11 protein-coding genes are annotated in these 17,598 nt (G+C 44.9%); 3 read left to right on the top strand and 8 right to left on the bottom strand.

The annotated features are described in order from the left end of the window. Positions 1 to 9: 9 nt before the first annotated feature. Positions 10 to 1,251 carry an efflux RND transporter periplasmic adaptor subunit gene (locus BB427_RS13635; RefSeq protein ID WP_069021195.1) on the bottom strand — a complete coding sequence of 414 codons (1,242 nt, stop codon included), beginning with the start codon at positions 1,249 to 1,251 and terminating at the stop codon, positions 10 to 12. 261 nt (positions 1,252 to 1,512) lie between these two features. Here BB427_RS13635 and BB427_RS13630 point away from each other — a divergent pair, with 261 nt between their 5' ends. Further along, complete coding sequence (locus tag BB427_RS13630) at positions 1,513 to 4,017, top strand: zinc-dependent metalloprotease (protein WP_069021193.1); 2,505 nt, start codon at positions 1,513 to 1,515, stop codon at positions 4,015 to 4,017. A gap of 88 nt (positions 4,018 to 4,105) precedes the next feature. Here the strand turns inward: BB427_RS13630 and BB427_RS13625 are convergent, their stop codons facing one another. Beyond that, the gene (locus tag BB427_RS13625) at positions 4,106 to 4,720 is read right to left on the bottom strand and encodes a PQ-loop repeat-containing protein (protein ID WP_069021191.1); all 615 of its coding nucleotides are present in this window, start codon (positions 4,718 to 4,720) and stop codon (positions 4,106 to 4,108) included. 463 nt (positions 4,721 to 5,183) lie between these two features. Here BB427_RS13625 and BB427_RS13620 point away from each other — a divergent pair, with 463 nt between their 5' ends. Then, entirely contained in the window at positions 5,184 to 6,986 is a 1,803-nt protein-coding gene (locus BB427_RS13620) for a PKD domain-containing protein (protein WP_069021189.1), read from the top strand. 78 nt (positions 6,987 to 7,064) lie between these two features. Here BB427_RS13620 and BB427_RS13615 read toward each other — a convergent pair whose 3' ends face one another. The 6 genes from BB427_RS13615 to BB427_RS13590 form a co-directional block, all read right to left on the bottom strand. After that, positions 7,065 to 9,878, bottom strand: a complete 2,814-nt coding sequence (locus tag BB427_RS13615; protein ID WP_069021187.1) for a TolB family protein — start codon at positions 9,876 to 9,878, stop codon at positions 7,065 to 7,067. A gap of 103 nt (positions 9,879 to 9,981) precedes the next feature. Next, entirely contained in the window at positions 9,982 to 10,266 is a 285-nt protein-coding gene (locus BB427_RS13610) for a hypothetical protein (RefSeq protein WP_254663635.1), read from the bottom strand. 58 nt (positions 10,267 to 10,324) lie between these two features. Next, the gene (locus tag BB427_RS13605; protein WP_069021185.1) at positions 10,325 to 11,596 is read right to left on the bottom strand and encodes a sensor histidine kinase; all 1,272 of its coding nucleotides are present in this window, start codon (positions 11,594 to 11,596) and stop codon (positions 10,325 to 10,327) included. Beyond that, a complete protein-coding gene (locus BB427_RS13600; RefSeq protein ID WP_069021182.1) occupies positions 11,574 to 12,923 on the bottom strand; it encodes a sigma-54-dependent transcriptional regulator in 1,350 nt (449 codons plus the stop codon). The genes BB427_RS13605 and BB427_RS13600 overlap by 23 nt, the downstream gene beginning before the upstream one ends. Before the next feature lie 61 nt (positions 12,924 to 12,984). Then, positions 12,985 to 13,836 carry a D-hexose-6-phosphate mutarotase gene (locus BB427_RS13595; RefSeq protein ID WP_010606928.1) on the bottom strand — a complete coding sequence of 284 codons (852 nt, stop codon included), beginning with the start codon at positions 13,834 to 13,836 and terminating at the stop codon, positions 12,985 to 12,987. Between the two features lie 161 nt (positions 13,837 to 13,997). Further along, positions 13,998 to 15,956, bottom strand: coding sequence for a methyl-accepting chemotaxis protein (locus BB427_RS13590; RefSeq protein WP_069021180.1), 1,959 nt, complete (start codon positions 15,954 to 15,956; stop codon positions 13,998 to 14,000). Between the two features lie 267 nt (positions 15,957 to 16,223). Between BB427_RS13590 and BB427_RS13585 the strand changes: the two genes are divergently transcribed. Further along, positions 16,224 to 17,519: a porin gene (locus BB427_RS13585; RefSeq protein ID WP_069021179.1), complete on the top strand. Its 1,296-nt coding sequence runs from the start codon at positions 16,224 to 16,226 to the stop codon at positions 17,517 to 17,519. Positions 17,520 to 17,598 lie beyond the last annotated feature (79 nt).

The following is a 17,598-nucleotide window of genomic DNA, read 5'->3' as shown; positions in this document are numbered from 1 at the left end:
TTGATATTCCTACTTTAATAAGATTGTCTCATCTAGGCTGGCAAGAAAGGCTAGATCAGAAATGATTAATCGTCTCCCGGCTTCAACGCCAGAATCTATAACAATATATTTCCCAGTTGAAGCACCAAAAGTGATTTCTACTGGCTTTGCGCTATCATCACTAGTCAGGGCAAATAAGGTCTGCGTTTGATTTTCTTTGGCATTGGCGGGGCGCTGCACATAGGTGGCATTGGCAAGATGCTTAATGGCGATGCTGGCAGAGATACTCAGCTGCGCTCGCGCCTGCTTCGGTAAGGCATTAGGTAAACTCACCTCGACTTCCACGCTATTGTTTGTCACTACCGGGTCAACTCGGATCACTTCGCCTTTTACTTTATTGGCCTGCATGTTCACCATCACCTCTTGTCCAGTTTCAACCCAGCGCACTTGAGATTGTGGCACAGACAATACCGCCACCAACGACTGGTTAGAGCCAATTAATGCTAACTCGTCACCAACATTGACTCGTTGCCCAAGCGCCAGAGGCATGCGCTCAATGATCCCTGAAGTGCTGGCTTTAATCTCCAGTTGTTGTTGTTTTTCCAGCAAGTTATTGAGTTCTTGTTCACGAATATTGATTTCCTCGTTGGCAAGAATAAGCGCCGAGCCATGTAGTGCTTGTAACTGTTTAGCTTGCTGCTCTAGCATGGTAATTTCATGTTGTAAGGTACTCAAACTGGTTTCAGTTTGGGCAAAGTTCAGCGCGGAAATAATGCCTTGTTGTGCAAGGTTTTGCTCCGCGCGGTGACGCAATACTAAGGTTTTGAGCGCGCCTTGTTTTTGCATCAGCTGTGTTTGCTCGTTTAACAGCTCCCTTTGTTGAGTGAGTAGCAGCTGCTCTTTTATTGTCCGCGACTGGCGCAGAGCTTGTTTGGCTTGTTGAACCTGTAACGCCAGATCTGGGCTCACAAGCTCGGCTATCACATCTCCTTTACGAATAATTGCGCCTGCTTTGTGATGGATCACCTTAACAATAGCCGCACTTTGCGCGTTTAATAAAAACTGCTCAGCACTACGTAATTCTCCAAAGCTATCTACTGACAACGTAAGCGGACCTTGTTTGACCTCCGCTACCAGTATTTCAGCACGCATCACACTAGAATGAGACGCCCACTGTTGCCACAGCAAATAAACGACTATCACCGCCACTAAACAAGCAACCACAATATAATGTTTGGTTTTTTTTGGCTTTGCCGGTTTGACTAGATCCATTTCCCCTCCTAACTGACTAAGCACTAAGAGCGAGATTTATGCCAAAATTTAATAACTTTAAATTTCAATAATTTAAAATCACTATAACTGCGAAAGTCAGCGGATATTCCGAAATCGAAAGTTGTACTCCGGAATCGAAAATACATTTTATGTAATTAAAATTTTGTCGTTTATCTTTTGTTACATTCATTTTACCTTGAGTTTCTGACAGGCTCTGATGTTTTGGGTACACTCGAGTTTTTACTATTTCGAGTCAACATTATGAAGAAAACGGCATTAAGCATTGCCCTCGCGCTCACCTTTGCAAGCGCCCCAAGCTTTGCTAAAAAAGACAAAAAAGAAGAAGAAAAAACCATCGCTTCAATTATCGAAAATAAAATCAGTATTGATGGCCTATTCCCACTTTATCAGGACAAAGAAAGTGGCGAGTATTTAATGCAGCTCAATGAGTCGCAACTCAACACTCCTTTCTTGTACTTCGCACATACTGTTGATGGCGTTACCGATGCTGGTCATTTCCGTGGTAGCTATCGTGAAACGAAGCTGATTGAATTTAGAAAGCACTTTGACCGCATTGATATTATCAGCAGAACGCCGCGTTTTATTTTTGATGAAAACTCAGCTATTGCCAACGCAAGCGATGCCAACATCAGTGAAGCAGTACTCGCCAGTATCGAAATTGAAAAAGCCGAAGACGGTAACATTTTATTCAAAGCGGATAAGCTATTTTTAAGTGAGTCACTACACAAAGTATCTCCTTGGAAACGTGCGGATGACAAAAACGCAAGCAAACGTTTTGCCCTTGGTAAATTAGACGACAAGAAATCTCGAATCGTCAAGCACCGTCCATACAGCAACAACTTAGATATCGTTGTTGATTATGTCTTTAGTAACCCAGACCCAAAAGTTGCAGGCTCAAATGCAGTAACAGACTCACGTTTTGTTTCGCTAAAAGTACAACATAGCTTCGTCGCTCTGCCAGACAATAGCTACCAACCTCGCTACGATGACGCACGTATCGGTTATTTCACCAATCAGTTTGACGTGCAAACATCACCGGATTGGGCGCCGTATAAAGACGTTATTAAGCGTTGGAACTTAGTGAAAAAAGACCCGAGCGCAGCGCTTTCTGAACCCGTTGAACCAATCGTATGGTGGATTGAAAACACCACGCCAGCCGAATGGCGTGACACGGTTCGCGATGGTGTACTAGGATGGAATAGCGCGTTTGAGAAAATCGGCTTTAAAAATGCCATTGTGGTTAAAGTACAGCCTGACGACGCTACTTGGGATGCAGGCGATATCAACTACAATGTCCTACGTTGGACTTCATCACCTCGCCCACCGTTTGGCGGCTATGGTCCGGCAACTGCCAATCCGCTTACTGGCCAAATTCTTGGTTCCGACATCATGCTAGAGTATGTATTTATGCGTAACCGCTGGATATATGACTCACTCTACTCTCAAGGGCAGATGAGCCATGGTGCTGAAGCATCAAGCGATACATTACACTGTTCGCTTGGACATGAAATGCAAGGTCAATTGATGACGGCAAGCCTTGCAACAGGTGCTGACATCGAACGCAAAGAAATGCTACGACAGGGCTTAGTACAGTTGGTTCTTCACGAAGTAGGACACACCTTAGGCCTCAACCACAACATGAAGTCTTCGATTTTGTGGGGGCCTAAAGAAGTACACGATAAGTCAAAAACACAAGGTATCGTAACCGGCTCTGTGATGGACTACGCAGCAGCTAACATCGCCCCTCTAGGCGTTAAACAAGGTGATATCTTCCAAACCAAACCAGGTCCATACGATGACTGGGCGATAGAATATGGCTACAGCACGGCACTTAACGATGACACCCAAGAGCAACAGCGCCTTGAAAAGATCTTATCTCGCTCTAGCGAACATGGCTTAGCGTTTGGCAACGATGCCGATGACATGCGAGCGCCAGGCCGTCATATTGATCCTCGCGTGATGATTGGCGACTTATCGTCAGATCCAGTGACATACGGCGTTGACCGCATGACTCTGGTCAACCATTTATTCACCGAACTAAAAGGCAAAGCGCGTGTTGAAGGTCAGTCTAACCAACAGTTATTAACCTCTGCGAATATGCTGTTTGGTCAATACCGCGCTCAAGCAACTGTGATTTCACGCCAAATTGGCGGTGTATACGTTGAGCGCAGCGTAGTAGGCACTGAAGGTGAAACGAAACCATTTACACCTGTACCACTTGCGCGCCAAAAAGCAGCAATGACCGCACTCAAGGAGATGGTTTTCGCACCGACCGTGCTTGAAAATATGCAGCCTCTTTATAACTACATGCAAGCACAGCGCCGTGGCTTTAACCACTATGGTAAGAACGAAGACCCTAAAGTCCATAAGATGGTACTGGGCATGCAAAAGTCGGTACTAGACCAAGTACTACACGCGAATGTATTACAACGTATCAGCGACTCTGCGTACTATGGTAACGAATACAGCCTAAACGAGGTTATGAACGACCTAACTGCCGCTATTTTCGTTGCTGATAAGAATGCAACGACACTAAGCCAAAACCTGCAAATAGAGTACGTTTCTCGCTTGATTAATGTCGCAGGCTTGAGTAAAGCGAGCAAATACGACAATTTGGCAAAAGCCGCTGCACTATTCCAGCTGCAGAGTATTTTGGATAAGAGCACAACTTGGGGTGCCGATCAGGCAACTAAGGCACATAAAGCGTATATCGACCGTATAATCACAAAAGCGCTAGAAGCGTAACTCGAAAATTTTTGTATTACGCGAGTGAAATGAGCGAAAACGTTAAGGGCTAGCAATTTGCTAGCCCTTGTTTTGTCTGGTTATATCACTAAGCTAAAGCAGGTTTAGAGCGATAGTACTGAATACAACCTAATTGTGCGGCATTAGTCAGTAAAATCATCACAAACATCAACACGTGAGCGACACTCACATGACCAAGACTTAGCTCTGCAGCCAATCCAATTCCTCCCGCTAAAAACTGCAGTGAGAAATACCTAGCGCTTAAGTTAGAGACATCACCGCTTTTAATCGTTTTATAGGTTTGTGGCATAACGCGAATTGAACTCATCACTAGCCCTAAGTAAGTTAACGCATTTAGCAACGCAGCAGCTTCGATGTCCTTTGCCAATAAAAGCCCAAATGGCAACGTCGACAAAGCAAGCAAGAGTGCTAATTGATTACGCTGTTTCGAGCTTGCGTTGTACCGAATAAAATAATATAAAATAAGTGCACTTAAAGAACCTGTAACAGCAAAAGGCAGCACCATAAAAAAACGTTCAAAGAAAACGTTGTAGGCAATAAAGTAAGAGCTTTGTGCAACACCAAAACTCATCATTAACAGTGATACACCTGACACACTGCGATTTTTACGGATCTTCCTAATCAAAGGAACAAAGCTTAAAACCAAAACGAAAGAAGAAACGATCGGTAAATATTCGCTCAATGCCAACTCCAAATGTCTAAATTGTTGCAAAGTTAAAGTGCTGTAAAACCTTTAAAAATACATTGTAAATTTATGATTTTTAAGGTTTTATTTTTAAAAGCGCGCATTTTAAGAGCTAACTTTAAAAATACAACATAGCCTATAGAATCTATTTCCCACCTCTTGGCAAGGCTCAAATACAACCGTATAAAAATAAGTACACTTTAGAAGACTTAGAAGTGCGGCGGCATGAAAACATCTAGCTATCAGCCGGCATGGAATTAACAAAGTAAAACTTATGTTAAAATAATATATATAAAACTTTACAAAACGAATTATTGTTTCTATTTTGGTGTGTGGATGTTCAAAAAACATACCACTCATTGGTCGTGCTCTACAGTGCACCCAAGGCTTGGTTCGGTATTGAACGACGCCCAACTTTTTAATTTCAAGTTGGATAACCACACACTCAAAAGGAATAACAATGAAACGACACATTCTTGTCACAGCATTAGGTTTAGCATCTGGTATCGCGATGGCACAAGCGCCATTAACGGAAGCTCAGATGATGGAGTATACCAGCAAAGCTAGCAAGGCAATGATTGGTAAAAAGTACGATCTCAACCTTCCACTTATTACTCAAAACAGTGCTACAAATACTTCAACGTCTACACAGACCATTGTGCAAACAGTTTCACACCCAGATGCAAGCTACATCAAACTACACTTTAAGCACCTCAATCTTGCAAGCGGCGGTAAACTCGTTGTTCGCTCGGAGGATAGTGGCGAGCGCTATGAATACACCCAAGCAAACCTTCGCGCAGCAACAGTTGATCCAAGCCTCGGTGATGACGGCGTTAAACAGTTTTCTGCTATGTCAGTCTCCGCTGATAAAGTCATCATCGAATATACCCCTGGCCAAGGTAATGCTGGTAAAACACCCGAAATCGATTTTTACTATCATGGTACTGAAGGGCAAGCAACTGTTGAGGGCTTGACCGATGTGACGCCTATGTCAACTTGTGGCGCAATGGAACGTAAAGACGTGCAGTGCTGGGCGCAATCGCATCCGGTAGAATTCGAGCGCTCACGTCCAGTCGCCAGACTGCTTATGAACGGTAGTGGTTTATGTACGGGTTGGCGTGTTGGTGCAGATAACCGCATGTTTACCAATAATCACTGTGTGGGATCAGCATCGGAGCTGACGAATACTGAGGTATGGTTTAACTATCAAAGCACGAGCTGTAACGGCAGCCAGCGCGAGACCGTGGTTAAAGTCACAGGTAAAGACTTCCTTAAAACAGATTACACGCTAGATTATACGCTGTTTACCATCAATGATTTCGCGAAGGCCCAGCCGTTTGGTTACTTTGGCTTAGATGTGCGAAATCCATCGCAGGGCGAGCGTATTTACATACCTCAACATGGTTCAGGTAACCCTAAAGAGCTGTCGATTGAGTCTGATCAAGACACCAATGGACTATGCTCTGTTAACCAAGCAACGGCGAATGGCCGAGGTACTGGTACAGATATAGGTTATTACTGCGACACTATTGGTGGCTCATCAGGTTCACCAGTACTTGCAGCCTCAACCAATAATGTTGTTGCGCTACACCACTTAGGTGGCTGTACCAATAAAGGTGCTAAAATTAGCTTAATTTGGCCTCAGGTTTCTACTCACTTTGGTGGCCAAATTCCTGTTGGTGATAACGGCACTACCGATCCATTGCCTGTTGCGTTATTTACTTACAGCTGTAATGACCTAAGCTGCAGCTTCGATGGTTCAGGATCTAGCTCACCAAACGGCTCTATTACACAGCATAGTTGGCAGTTTGGTGACGGCGCATCCGCTTCAGGCGCGCAAACTTCACATAGCTTCACAAACTCTGGCAGCTATACCGTAGAACTCACCGTGACAGATAGTAATGGCGACACCGCGTCAACAACACAACAAGTTGCCGTGACGCTGCCAGGTGAAGAGCAAAAGCTTATCAAGGGAGTTGCAAAAACGGGGCTTTCTGGAGCGAGAAGCAGTGAGGTATTCTTCTATTATGATGCACCTGCAGGCGCGAATACAGTGACATTTAACACTAGCGGTGGCACTGGTGATGCTGACATGTACGTACTAAAAGGTGCTGAGCCCACCACCAGTAATTGGACTTGTCGTCCTTATCGCTCCGGTAATACTGAGTCTTGCAGCCTAAATGAAGGGGCTGGGCGTTATTGGGTGATGATCCGCGGATATAATGCTTACTCAGGTTTGCAAATCGTAGCAGATCACAACTAGCCTAAACTTCGAATAAACAAACTGAATGATTTGCGGGGGCTCGCCCCCGCTTATTTGATAGCAATCTTCAGCGATTATCTACAACTCATACCAAACACTAAACCAAACGCGGTTTTCATTAGTCATATTACGCCCCTCTATACGACCCACTCCGGCACCAAACTGTAGATCGGTTAATCCTGCAGGAGCAAAATCGGCGGCCTTGTCTAATATAACTCGAGACAAAGGTAAGCGCATCTTAATACCGTAATTTTGCCCAATTACTTCTCCATCTAACTGATGCTGCTTATAAAATAACTTAGGTTTGCCCTGCTGCCATGACGTTGCAAATTCATAGCCTAAATAGCGGCTTCCCGTTGCAAATAGATGCGGCAACATAGGTTCACTGACAGTGTGTAAACCGTTACTAATACTAGTGCTGGTAAGCGCTCCACCACCCAAAGATAAAGGCAATTCGCTGCTGTAGCGGCTATCGACCGATGCATAGAATGGAATTTGCCATGCTTTAGCGAACAAGCTCAGCTGATAATCAAAACCATCTAATTCACCTAGCCACTGAGCTGCAGAGACTTGCAGTGCTACACCATGCTGCTGTGTATCCCACATTGCACGACCATTAAAGCCGTAGCGCCCGCCGCTCCAAGTATTTTCACCATGTTGCACACGAATAACCCCCAATTCGGGAGCGAGGTAATTCAATGCGTCTCCAAAACGATAGCTAGATGACAAGGCAAATTGCTTAAAGCTACCTTCATTCGAGGTATTTGCTTGTAGCGAGCGAGACTGCTTATCCGCTTCTAGCTCTTGATATCCAGCATCAAACGTCGTTTTCCAGTTTTCATGACGATATTCGAATTGGGCAAATGCACCCATCAACGCGCCATTATTGATACTTTTCTCGGCGCCAAGCTGCCAAGCAAGTTGGCGCAGCACATCCTGCCCTTTTAATGCCACGCCCAAACTATCAAAAGAGGCACTATTTAATGCGCCTGATAAGGCGACAGAATAAGACTGTTCGAACACAGAATAATCAGAACTGGGCAGCGCGGTTTGATCTATCTTAGCCGCAGGTAATTGATGAGGATGTAGCTCTTTTTGTTCCGCCTCATTCACTTGCTCCAACACGCTTACGGTGCGCCAAGCCGGAGACACTATTTTGTTAACCTTGACCCCCTCAGGGGTCGCATAGCTCACCAGTAACTGCTGTGAATGGGTAATAATTTGCTCAAGCGGTTTAGCACTCACAGGTAAGGTTTCAAGTATTTTACTCGCCACATCATAACGCATCACCGCTAAGTGGCCTGCGACTCCGGAAATAAAGTACAACTTGTCATCATCATGAGACCAAGTTAACCCCGAAAGGTATTGATGTGACTTGGGTAAATAAACAATTTCGGTTGTATCGTGGCTAAGATCTTTAACAACAAGTTGCCAGCGCTTGTTAGGAGTAACATGCACATAGGCCAATGTCGTCTTTTTATTAGAGAGCACAGGAAAGTCATGGACATCCCCAAGCTTACTTGTGGTGATCGGCGTTTGCTTGCCTGAGTCCAGCTCTATGGTCACTAACTGTGAGTAACCCAAACGAGACACCTCCGCAATAATGGTATTAGCATCAACAATACTAAAGCGACGAATACCCGCTCCTTCGGTTAGTTGCTTAGGCTTTCCAGTACCAACTTTCCAGACAAACAAATCATTGATAAAGGTATCGTCTGCAGCTGGCGTTTTTGCAACGAAATAAATATGGCTGTCATTCAGCCACTGGGGGTAATAGATACCAGCAAAATTGTGAGCATCAAGCTGCGCAAGTCGCTTTTTTGGAAAGACTTCGGGTGCGATATCCACAATATCTTTAGGATCGGCATTTAATATCGCTTCGTTGCGCTTATTAAATTGCTCAATGGCTTCTACATTTTCTTTGTTTTCGTAGATATTGAGTGTGACTTGGCGTTTACGATTTTGCTCTACCACCAAAAACTGACTGCCATCTGAAGAGAATGCAATATCTCGAGCAGCATATGCGAACCGCTGCCAAAGCTCACTCTGTGTCGGAACCAAGGCCAGCTCTTGCTGCATAGCCTGATAGCTATATTCAACAATAAAGCGACGATATAACTGGCTGGCTGGCGCTCCAAAAGCACCACTAAATGCGGTTTCAAAACTGCGTGATTCCACCGCCTGCACTCTTGTCCACACGGCATCTAGCGTCTGTGCACCATAATTATCCTCAAGCCAAGCTAGAAAACGTACGCCGACTAAGTACGCCATGGAATTGGAAAGGTAAGACTTGTCGCCATTATCTAAAGCGCTATAGGTCGGTAATGCGCCTTGCTGCGCGTAATAACGCACAATGCTCTCACTGTAATTATCGTATAAACGTCCTCGTCCCGTTAATCTAGACTCCAGCAAGGTCGCATAGCCTTCGCTGACCCAACGCGGTAATACTGCATCGAGCAAGTCGGTAATATCGTGCCAATCTCTGATATGTTGTCGCCATTGATTACGGCTAGGCTGTGATAGGTGAACGAGATGAATATATTCGTGCAAAATGAGCAACTGCTGCCAACTGGTGTTATTTGCGATGACGGAATCAGCTTGAGGCGGCGTTGCTTGCAGTGCCATCATTGGTTTATCTGTGCTGGGTAATGCAAAGCCATTGGCCGTATTTTCTGGATCGTAAATAATCACATCAGCACGTTCACTCAAGGCTCTACCTTGTTGTGCCAGCACTTTATCTCGCACTACCTCCAGCTCATTTGCTGCAGAATACGCCCATTGCTGAAGCGCCTGAGGATAATGCACATTAAAGTTTTCGGTTTTGATGGTTTGCCACTTAGCCTGTAAACCAAAGCTCGTAAAAGCAACAAAAATTATCAGTAGCGCTCGCATTACCTTTCCTAAATAAATCCGGTGGCGCTAGCTTAACAAGAGATGTAAAGAAAAAGTGTGCTTTTTAGTAACAATTTCTTGCGCACGTTACACCTTAAAACGTCTATTTTGAGGCAAGCAACATGTTAGCCGCTCTAAATGCGCGTAATTTTTCAGTGCTTTTGTGGCTGTGCAAGGGTGATAAACAAGCTAAGTACCGCAAGAGATACTGCAAACACAAAAATACCACGGTTGAACTCAACCCCGCCTGCCATTTTGCCGCGGCGATTAAACCCGCGCTCAATAACACCGCCAGTTTTGCCTTGGTATGTGCATGTGGTTTGAATGATTTGGAGTAGCTATACGCAATAAAGATAAAGCCGCTGGCCAACAGATAAGTGACTAACATGGTAGCTCCTTGCCAAGGTTTTGAAGGAACTTCAATTATATGCTAATGATAATTATTATCAATAAGGTAAAGTGATTTTTATCAATCCTCCTGAGTCTGTGTTGTGACAACTCAGTTGTCCATCGTGTAACTCTATAATGGTGCGGCTAACGGTTAAACCTATTCCCTGCCCACCTTCTTTGGTGGAATAGAAAGGAATAAGCATGTTATCTAGGTTGGCAAAGCCTGGGCCATTGTCTTGCACATCAATCACCGCTTGTTGCTGCTGATAATAAGCATGTAGCGTCAACTTGGCATTTTCACCACTGGCCTCAATGGCATTTTTAACTAAGTTAATCAGCACTTGTTCAATTAAGGCTTTATCAAGATTGAGCGTATTCACGGAGCAATTTACTTGGATGTCGGTATCCTCAAATAACGCCGCAACAGAAGACAGTAACAGCATGATAGAGACAGACTCCCGATCTAGCCTTGGAGTTTGCGTAACCTTGGCGTATTGGCTCACAAATTGTTGTAAATGTTGGCAACGCTGACCAATAACACTTAGCGCATGTTGCTCTTTTTCGTCCTTTGCTCTTGCTAATAAGGTTTGCGCTAGGGAGCTTACGGGCGTCAAACTGTTGTGGATCTCATGACTTATTACTCGGATTAAGTGTTGCCAAGCAGCCAGCTCCTTTTTACGTAATGCCTTAGTAATATCGAGTGCGACAAGTAAAGAAAACTGCTTACCCTCTTGAAAGAATTCACTACTTTGTAGTTGCCACCGAGATTGCTGCGCTGTATCTGCAAAATGCCAGTGATTATCTTGTTGCACCAGCCCAAACTGAGCCGCGCTTATTCCCTTACACTCTAACCAAGGGCGATGATAAAGCGACTCAAATGCACCATTGGCATAGGCAAGTTTGAGTTTTTCGTCAAACATCATAATTGGCGTATTAAGGCTGTCTATTAGCTGATAAATGATAAACTGCTGACTATGATAGCGGCGCTTTTGACTGTGCAGCTGTGCACTTAAGGCCAGCAAGCGCTGTTCAAATTCGGCTACCACGCCCGCTGTGTAATGTGGCTTAATGGTTTGCGTAAAATCACTTTGTGCAATCGCTTCTAGCTGCCAATTAGCACGCATGGCAATGCGCTTAAGGTGAGACAGCAGTATTTTTTGTAACCCGCCCAATAACCCCAATACACTCACCGATACGACAGCCACCCACATTACCCCAAGCTGTACTTGCAGAAGCAGTAAAGTCAGTAAAACCGTACAGCTAATGGTTAACAGCGTACAGTAAGCCCCAAACCGCCACTCGGCGCTAGCCAGATGTTTTAAGGCCATATTTTTCCAAACGCCGATAAAGAGAAGAAGCCGTGAGTCCAAGTATTTTAGCGGCTTCTGCGACATTGCCTTGGGCCCGTTGCATCACCTGCTCCACCATTTCTTGCTCCACTTGTTGCAAAGTCTTGCTTGGCATATCACTGATCACTTTCGGTGCGGCGGTAAAGCGTAGTTGGCAATCACTGAGCTCAATCTGCAAGCCCTCCGCCATTAACACGGCACGCTCCATGACGTGACTTAACTCACGCACATTGCCGGGCCAAGCGTGTTCAATCAACGCAGCTTTAACCGCTGGGCTAAGTTCACGAATTGGCTCACCATACTGCGCACAGAATTTAGCGACAAAATACTCAGCCAAAGGTACGATATCGCCAAACCGCTCGGCAAGCCTTGGCACTTCAATCACAATCGTATTGATGCGATATAACAAGTCTTCTCGGAACTCACCGGCTTTCACTAAGTCGTCAAGATTGGTATTGGTTGCGCAAATAAGTCGACAATCCGCTTGTTGCGTCTGACTGCTACCCACAACTTCATAACTGCCATTTTCCAGCACCCGCAGTAATTTTGCTTGTAAAGGAAGTGGAATAGTCGCAACTTCATCCAAAAATAATGTGCCCTGCTTTGCCATTGCAAAACGACCAACACGATGCTGCTTTGCATCTGTAAACGCCCCTTTGCTATGACCAAACATCTCACTTTCGAACAAGGGCTCTGGCACCGCGCCCATATTCACTTCAACCCAAGGTCCTGCTGAACGATTAGATTGTTGGTGTAACCACTGAGCTAAATGACTTTTCCCCGCGCCACTAGGCCCAGTAAGTAGCACCCGAGCGTCGGTTTTTGCTACTTTAGCAAGCTGCTTATATAAAGATTGCATCGCCTGAGAGCGCCATTGAAACGCGCCGCGCTCGCTGTGTTTTGCTACGCTATTCGCTTGCTTTAATGATATTTTGAGTTGTTGCTGCACGGCTTGCAGCAGCTGCTGATTGTCCCATGGTTTTTCGATAAAGTCGCTCGCACCAAGCTGCATTGCAGACACCGCTAACGCAACATTTCCCCAACCGGTAATACAGATCACAGGCACATTAAGATTGGAGTCACGTAGCCAGCGCAAAAAGTCCAGCCCTTCATTGCCTGAAGTGGTGTCTCGGGAGAAGTTCATATCGAGCAAGGCTAATGACACTTGCTTAGCGGTGAGCAGTGGCTTGGCAAGCTCTAAGGTTGCCGCCTCAATTACATTGAAACCTTGATCTTCTAAAAAGAATACGGCGCTGAGGCGTACTTCGGCGTTATCATCGATAACCAGTATTGTGGGCTTTTCCATAGGGAGAATTTTTATTGTTATCGGGTTTCAGCGGAGCATAGTGTGCTCCGCGAATATAAAATTATAACCAACGGATGATTGTACTTAGGGTATGGCTTTCACCCGGTGCAAGTTGCACGGCATCGTCCATTACGTTACAAGCTTCTAAGCACAACATCTTATGGTATTCATCATCATTAAAGTTACTTAAACGCTGTGACTTTTCAATCCATGGGTTCCAAAGCACACAAGAAGTTGAGTTTTCACGTTTTACTTCAATAATGCCCGCAGGCGTGTTGATGGTTTGCACTGGGCTTGCTTGGGTGTATACCATATCGGTTTCGCGGGCAAAGCTAACCACTTCGGTTTGCTCAAATGGACCTTCACCAAATTCGATATATTTCGCGCCTTGTAACCCGTCTACCGTGGTATTACTGACTTCTGGCGTTGGGAAATACGTATGTAAGGCTTGCGTTAACGTAAATGGCGCATCACCAGTATTGATATTGGTCAGTCGCACTTCAAGCTTGTCTGATAACACAAACTCGACCTCTAATTGTGACGTGTGTGGCCAGTATTGCGCTTCAACTAAGGTCATCGGTAGTGTGAGTTTAACGGTAATTTCATCGCTTTTTTCTTCAACGCTGTGCGCACGCCAAAGTAGCTTGCGAGCAACCCCATGGATTGGCCAATCCGCTTTGCTATGTACACCAAACCAAGGCCAACAGATTGGAATACCACCGCGTACTGGTTTGCCTTCAAGGTAATCTTCCGCCTCAGAAACCCAAATTAAATTGCCTTTTCCTGCTGGTGTAAACTCAGTAAGTTGCGCGCCTTGTAAAAAGATCTTCGCTTGGCAAAATGCACTGTCGACCCAAATATACTCAAGTCCAGACTCGGTGCGCTCGATTGAAACTGAAGGTGATAATTCCATGGTGATTCCTACGTCAACTCAATGATATGCCTACCTTACCACTTAAATACTACGAGTAAACTGTTATCCATCCAATTTGAAAGTTATTCAATTATACCAATGCTGTAGCACCGTGAGAGTGTTGCTCTCACGGTTTATGGAACTTGAGGATTGGGCTAAAACTATACTTTAAATTTGCCCACCAGCTCTGTGAGCGTGCTCGACAATGAATGTAATCTCACGCCATTTTGATTGGTATTTACAGCGATATCACTCACGCTATCCGCAGCATTTTTAATTTCCACCACGTTGCGATTAATGTCTTCAGCAACATGTTGCTGCTCTTCAGCTGCGGTGGCGATTTGCGTGTTAAGGTCGCTAATATTGACAATCGCTTGGGTAATTTCACTAAATTGTTGTTGCGCTGAGTTTGTCAGTTCAACCGTTTGCTCCGTACGCGTTAGGCTGCGCTTCATTTCTCCCGACACCATTTCTGTCATTTTTCTAAGCTTATCAAGCTGAGAGGCAATTTCTTCCGTCGATTCAGAGGTACGCTGTGACAACGCGCGTACTTCATCAGCCACGACAGCAAAACCACGACCATGCTCACCTGCCCGTGCCGCCTCAATTGCCGCATTTAATGCCAAAAGATTAGTTTGCTCTGCTATACCTCGGATCACGCTGAGTATCGACATAATATTTTCGCTTTCGGTGTCGAGCTGCATGATATCTGCGGTTGCCTTATTGATCACTTCGGATAATGTTGTGACGCTCTCGACAGACTCTGTGATCACCCTTTGGCCCAGCTCAGATGCTTGCTGAGTTTGTCCGGCAAGCTCAGCCGCATTGGCGCAGCTTGCCGCCACTTCGTTTGCGGTTGCCGCCATCTCATTAATTGCGGTGGCAGCCATTTCAAGCGCTTGCTGTTGTTGACTGGTAGCGCCCGTGAGCTGATCAGACTGCGAAGCGGTTTGTCTTGAGGTTTCATTAACTTGCTGTGCACACTCATTGATTTGCGTCACCAACTCAGCAATGAGATTTAAAAACAAATTAAAGCTCGTCGCCAGTTTGCCTGTTTCATCCTGAGCTTTAATGTCTAAACGCTGCGTTAAATCACCACCGCCTTGTGAAATTTCAGTTAAGCCGCCACTTACTTCTACAATGGGTGCTGAAATCAACTTAGAAATATAACTTGCCAGTAACAGGAACACGGTGATCAGGACGGCACTTAAAATCAATATCGTCAGCGTCATCGCATTGGCTGCAGCCATTACCTCACCTTTTTCAACTAAACCAATAAACTTCCAGCCTAATTTGGGTGCTGTATAGATGTTAGCAAAGTAGTCTTGCCCGTTAATTTCGAGCTCAAATAGCCCATCTTTATTTTGAGCCAATTCACGATAGCGACCGTTCGCAATGTCTGCCAACTTTTTAAATCTATGTTCGGAGAACTTGGCATCGACCAACACATTTCCGGTGTCTTCCACTAACATCAAATAGCCAGTCTCGCCCAACTTGATATTGCGGATGATTTTGGTCAGCCCTTGCAGTGACACATCCATACCTTGGACACCCACGGTTTGACCATTGGCAGTAACCGCTTTTACCGTCGACACAATCACCATATCATCCGGCGCCCAATAATAGGCGCTAGTGCGGATCGTCTCGCCATTTCCTGATTGTCCTGTTTGATACCAAGGACGCTGTCTAGGGTCGTAGTTTGCATTCACTTCACCTAGAGGCCATTGAATATAACCACCTTGCTGATTCCCCATGTAGATATAGGCAATACCGGGGTGCGTGTTACCAAAGTGCTCAAATAACGAATATGCTGCTTGCTCTGTTTTACTTCCTGCTTTGGAATTAAGTCGAGTGGTGCTGGTTGAATCCATATAAGTTTTCACATCTTGCTGCGCACTCAAGACTTGTGCATGGGTTGCTAAATAGTCTACGTTTTTTGCAATTTCATCAAAAAACATCTGAATACCATTCTCAACCTGTAGCGCCTCTCGATCACTGAGCTCCGAGAAGGTCTCTATCCCCTGCTGCCGAGTTTGACTGATAATAAGCCCCGCGATGATTAACAAAGGAAGCGCGATTGCCGTTGCGAAAGACAGCTTTAATTTTTGCGATATATTCATGAATAAACACCATTTCACAGATAGTAAAAATATAGTGAGGGATAGACTATTGGGCAAGAATGACATACAAATGTGATCACTTGTTCGCCTTATATTCATCTTAGATATGGTTAAATGTTGGGTAACTTTGAGGTCGGATAGGCCACAGTGTTACTATGGATAATTCAATCAAGGGCCATAAAATTTACCTGCTTTCTGCAATGATAGCTTTGGTGGTCTACAATTTGTAAGAGGTTTTGCGCTCAACCATTTAACAACGGGACAACTATGTTAAAACTTTCAACCATCTCACTCGGATTAGGTCTAGCACTTTGCTCTAATTCAGTGCTTGCCGAAAACTCAGAAATTGACGCGTTAAAGCGCCAATTGGCTGAACTTCAGAAGAAACTCACGCAGCTAGAACAAAAAGAGCAGGCGCGAGCACAACAGGAAAAAATCGCAAAGGCTGAAAAAGCCGAAGCAAAAGCTGAAACTAAAACTCAAGTTGCAGCAGCTGAAACAAAACCGGCCATCAAAGTCGGCGGCGCGATCAGAACAAACTACAGCCATACGTCTTATGACGATGACAACAAGAACCGTGGCGGCGATTTTGACTTCGATATTTTCAGATTGAACTTCTCTGGCAATGTCGGAGGCTTTGGCTTAAATGCTGAAATCCGCTTTTTCGACTATATGACTGCGGTAAAATACGCTTACCTAGACTATGACTTTGCCGATCATTGGCAAGCTCAGGTAGGTATGACTAAAGTACCTTTTGGTAACTCACCTTACAATTCGCACAACTGGTTCTTTAACACTACCTATTATATTGGTCTTGAAGACGACCACGACATGGGGGTGGTATTTAAACGTAAAGTGGCGGACAACTGGCAGCTTGATCTTGGCTTTTTCAAAAATGATGAGCTAGGTGGTGTCGATGGTTACGTGGATGACCGCAGCGATCGCTACTCTTATGACGTGGTAGGTTTCCGTAAAGCGGGCGATGGCGTTTATGACGACCCTACGCAACCAATCGGCGAATACAACACCTTTGTTGGTCGTTACGCGTATCATATTGAACACAACGGTGGCACAACTGAAATTGGCGTCTCTGGTCTTGCCGGTGGCCTTCACGATGGTAATGACCGAGCAGGTGATTACAACGCGTGGGCACTGCATTTAAATAGTAACATTGGCCCTTGGAACTTACAGCTACAACACGGTGAGTACCAGTACGATATTGATGACGTAAACCGTATGGCGGTAGGTGCTTATGCGTTTTATGATTCCATCGCAGCAGAAGCCACCATGTCGAACTTTAATGTAGCGTACAACCTGCCAGTTGAGTTCGGTCCAATTACCGATCTGCAATTTTATAACGACTTCGGTATTATTTACGACAAATCCGATAACACCGAAGACACTTGGATGAATGTCACTGGTGTGTCACTCGCTGCGGGTGCATTCTTCACCTATGTTGATTTAGTTCACGCGAAAAATCAGCCATTTATTGGTGGTTCAATCGCCGGCGATAGTGACGAAAGCGAGCGTCGCTTCAATATTAACTTCGGTTATTACTTTTAATCTAAGGGATTAATCTTAGGTATTAAATGAAAAAGGCGATGCACAAGTTGATGCATCGCCTTTTTATTTCCTTGTTTTG

This window comes from Pseudoalteromonas sp. BMB (assembly GCF_001709235.1).
GTDB lineage: Bacteria > Pseudomonadota > Gammaproteobacteria > Enterobacterales > Alteromonadaceae > Pseudoalteromonas > Pseudoalteromonas maricaloris.
Note: the sequence above shows the minus strand (reverse complement) of the source record. Positions and strands in the feature narration are given on the sequence as shown.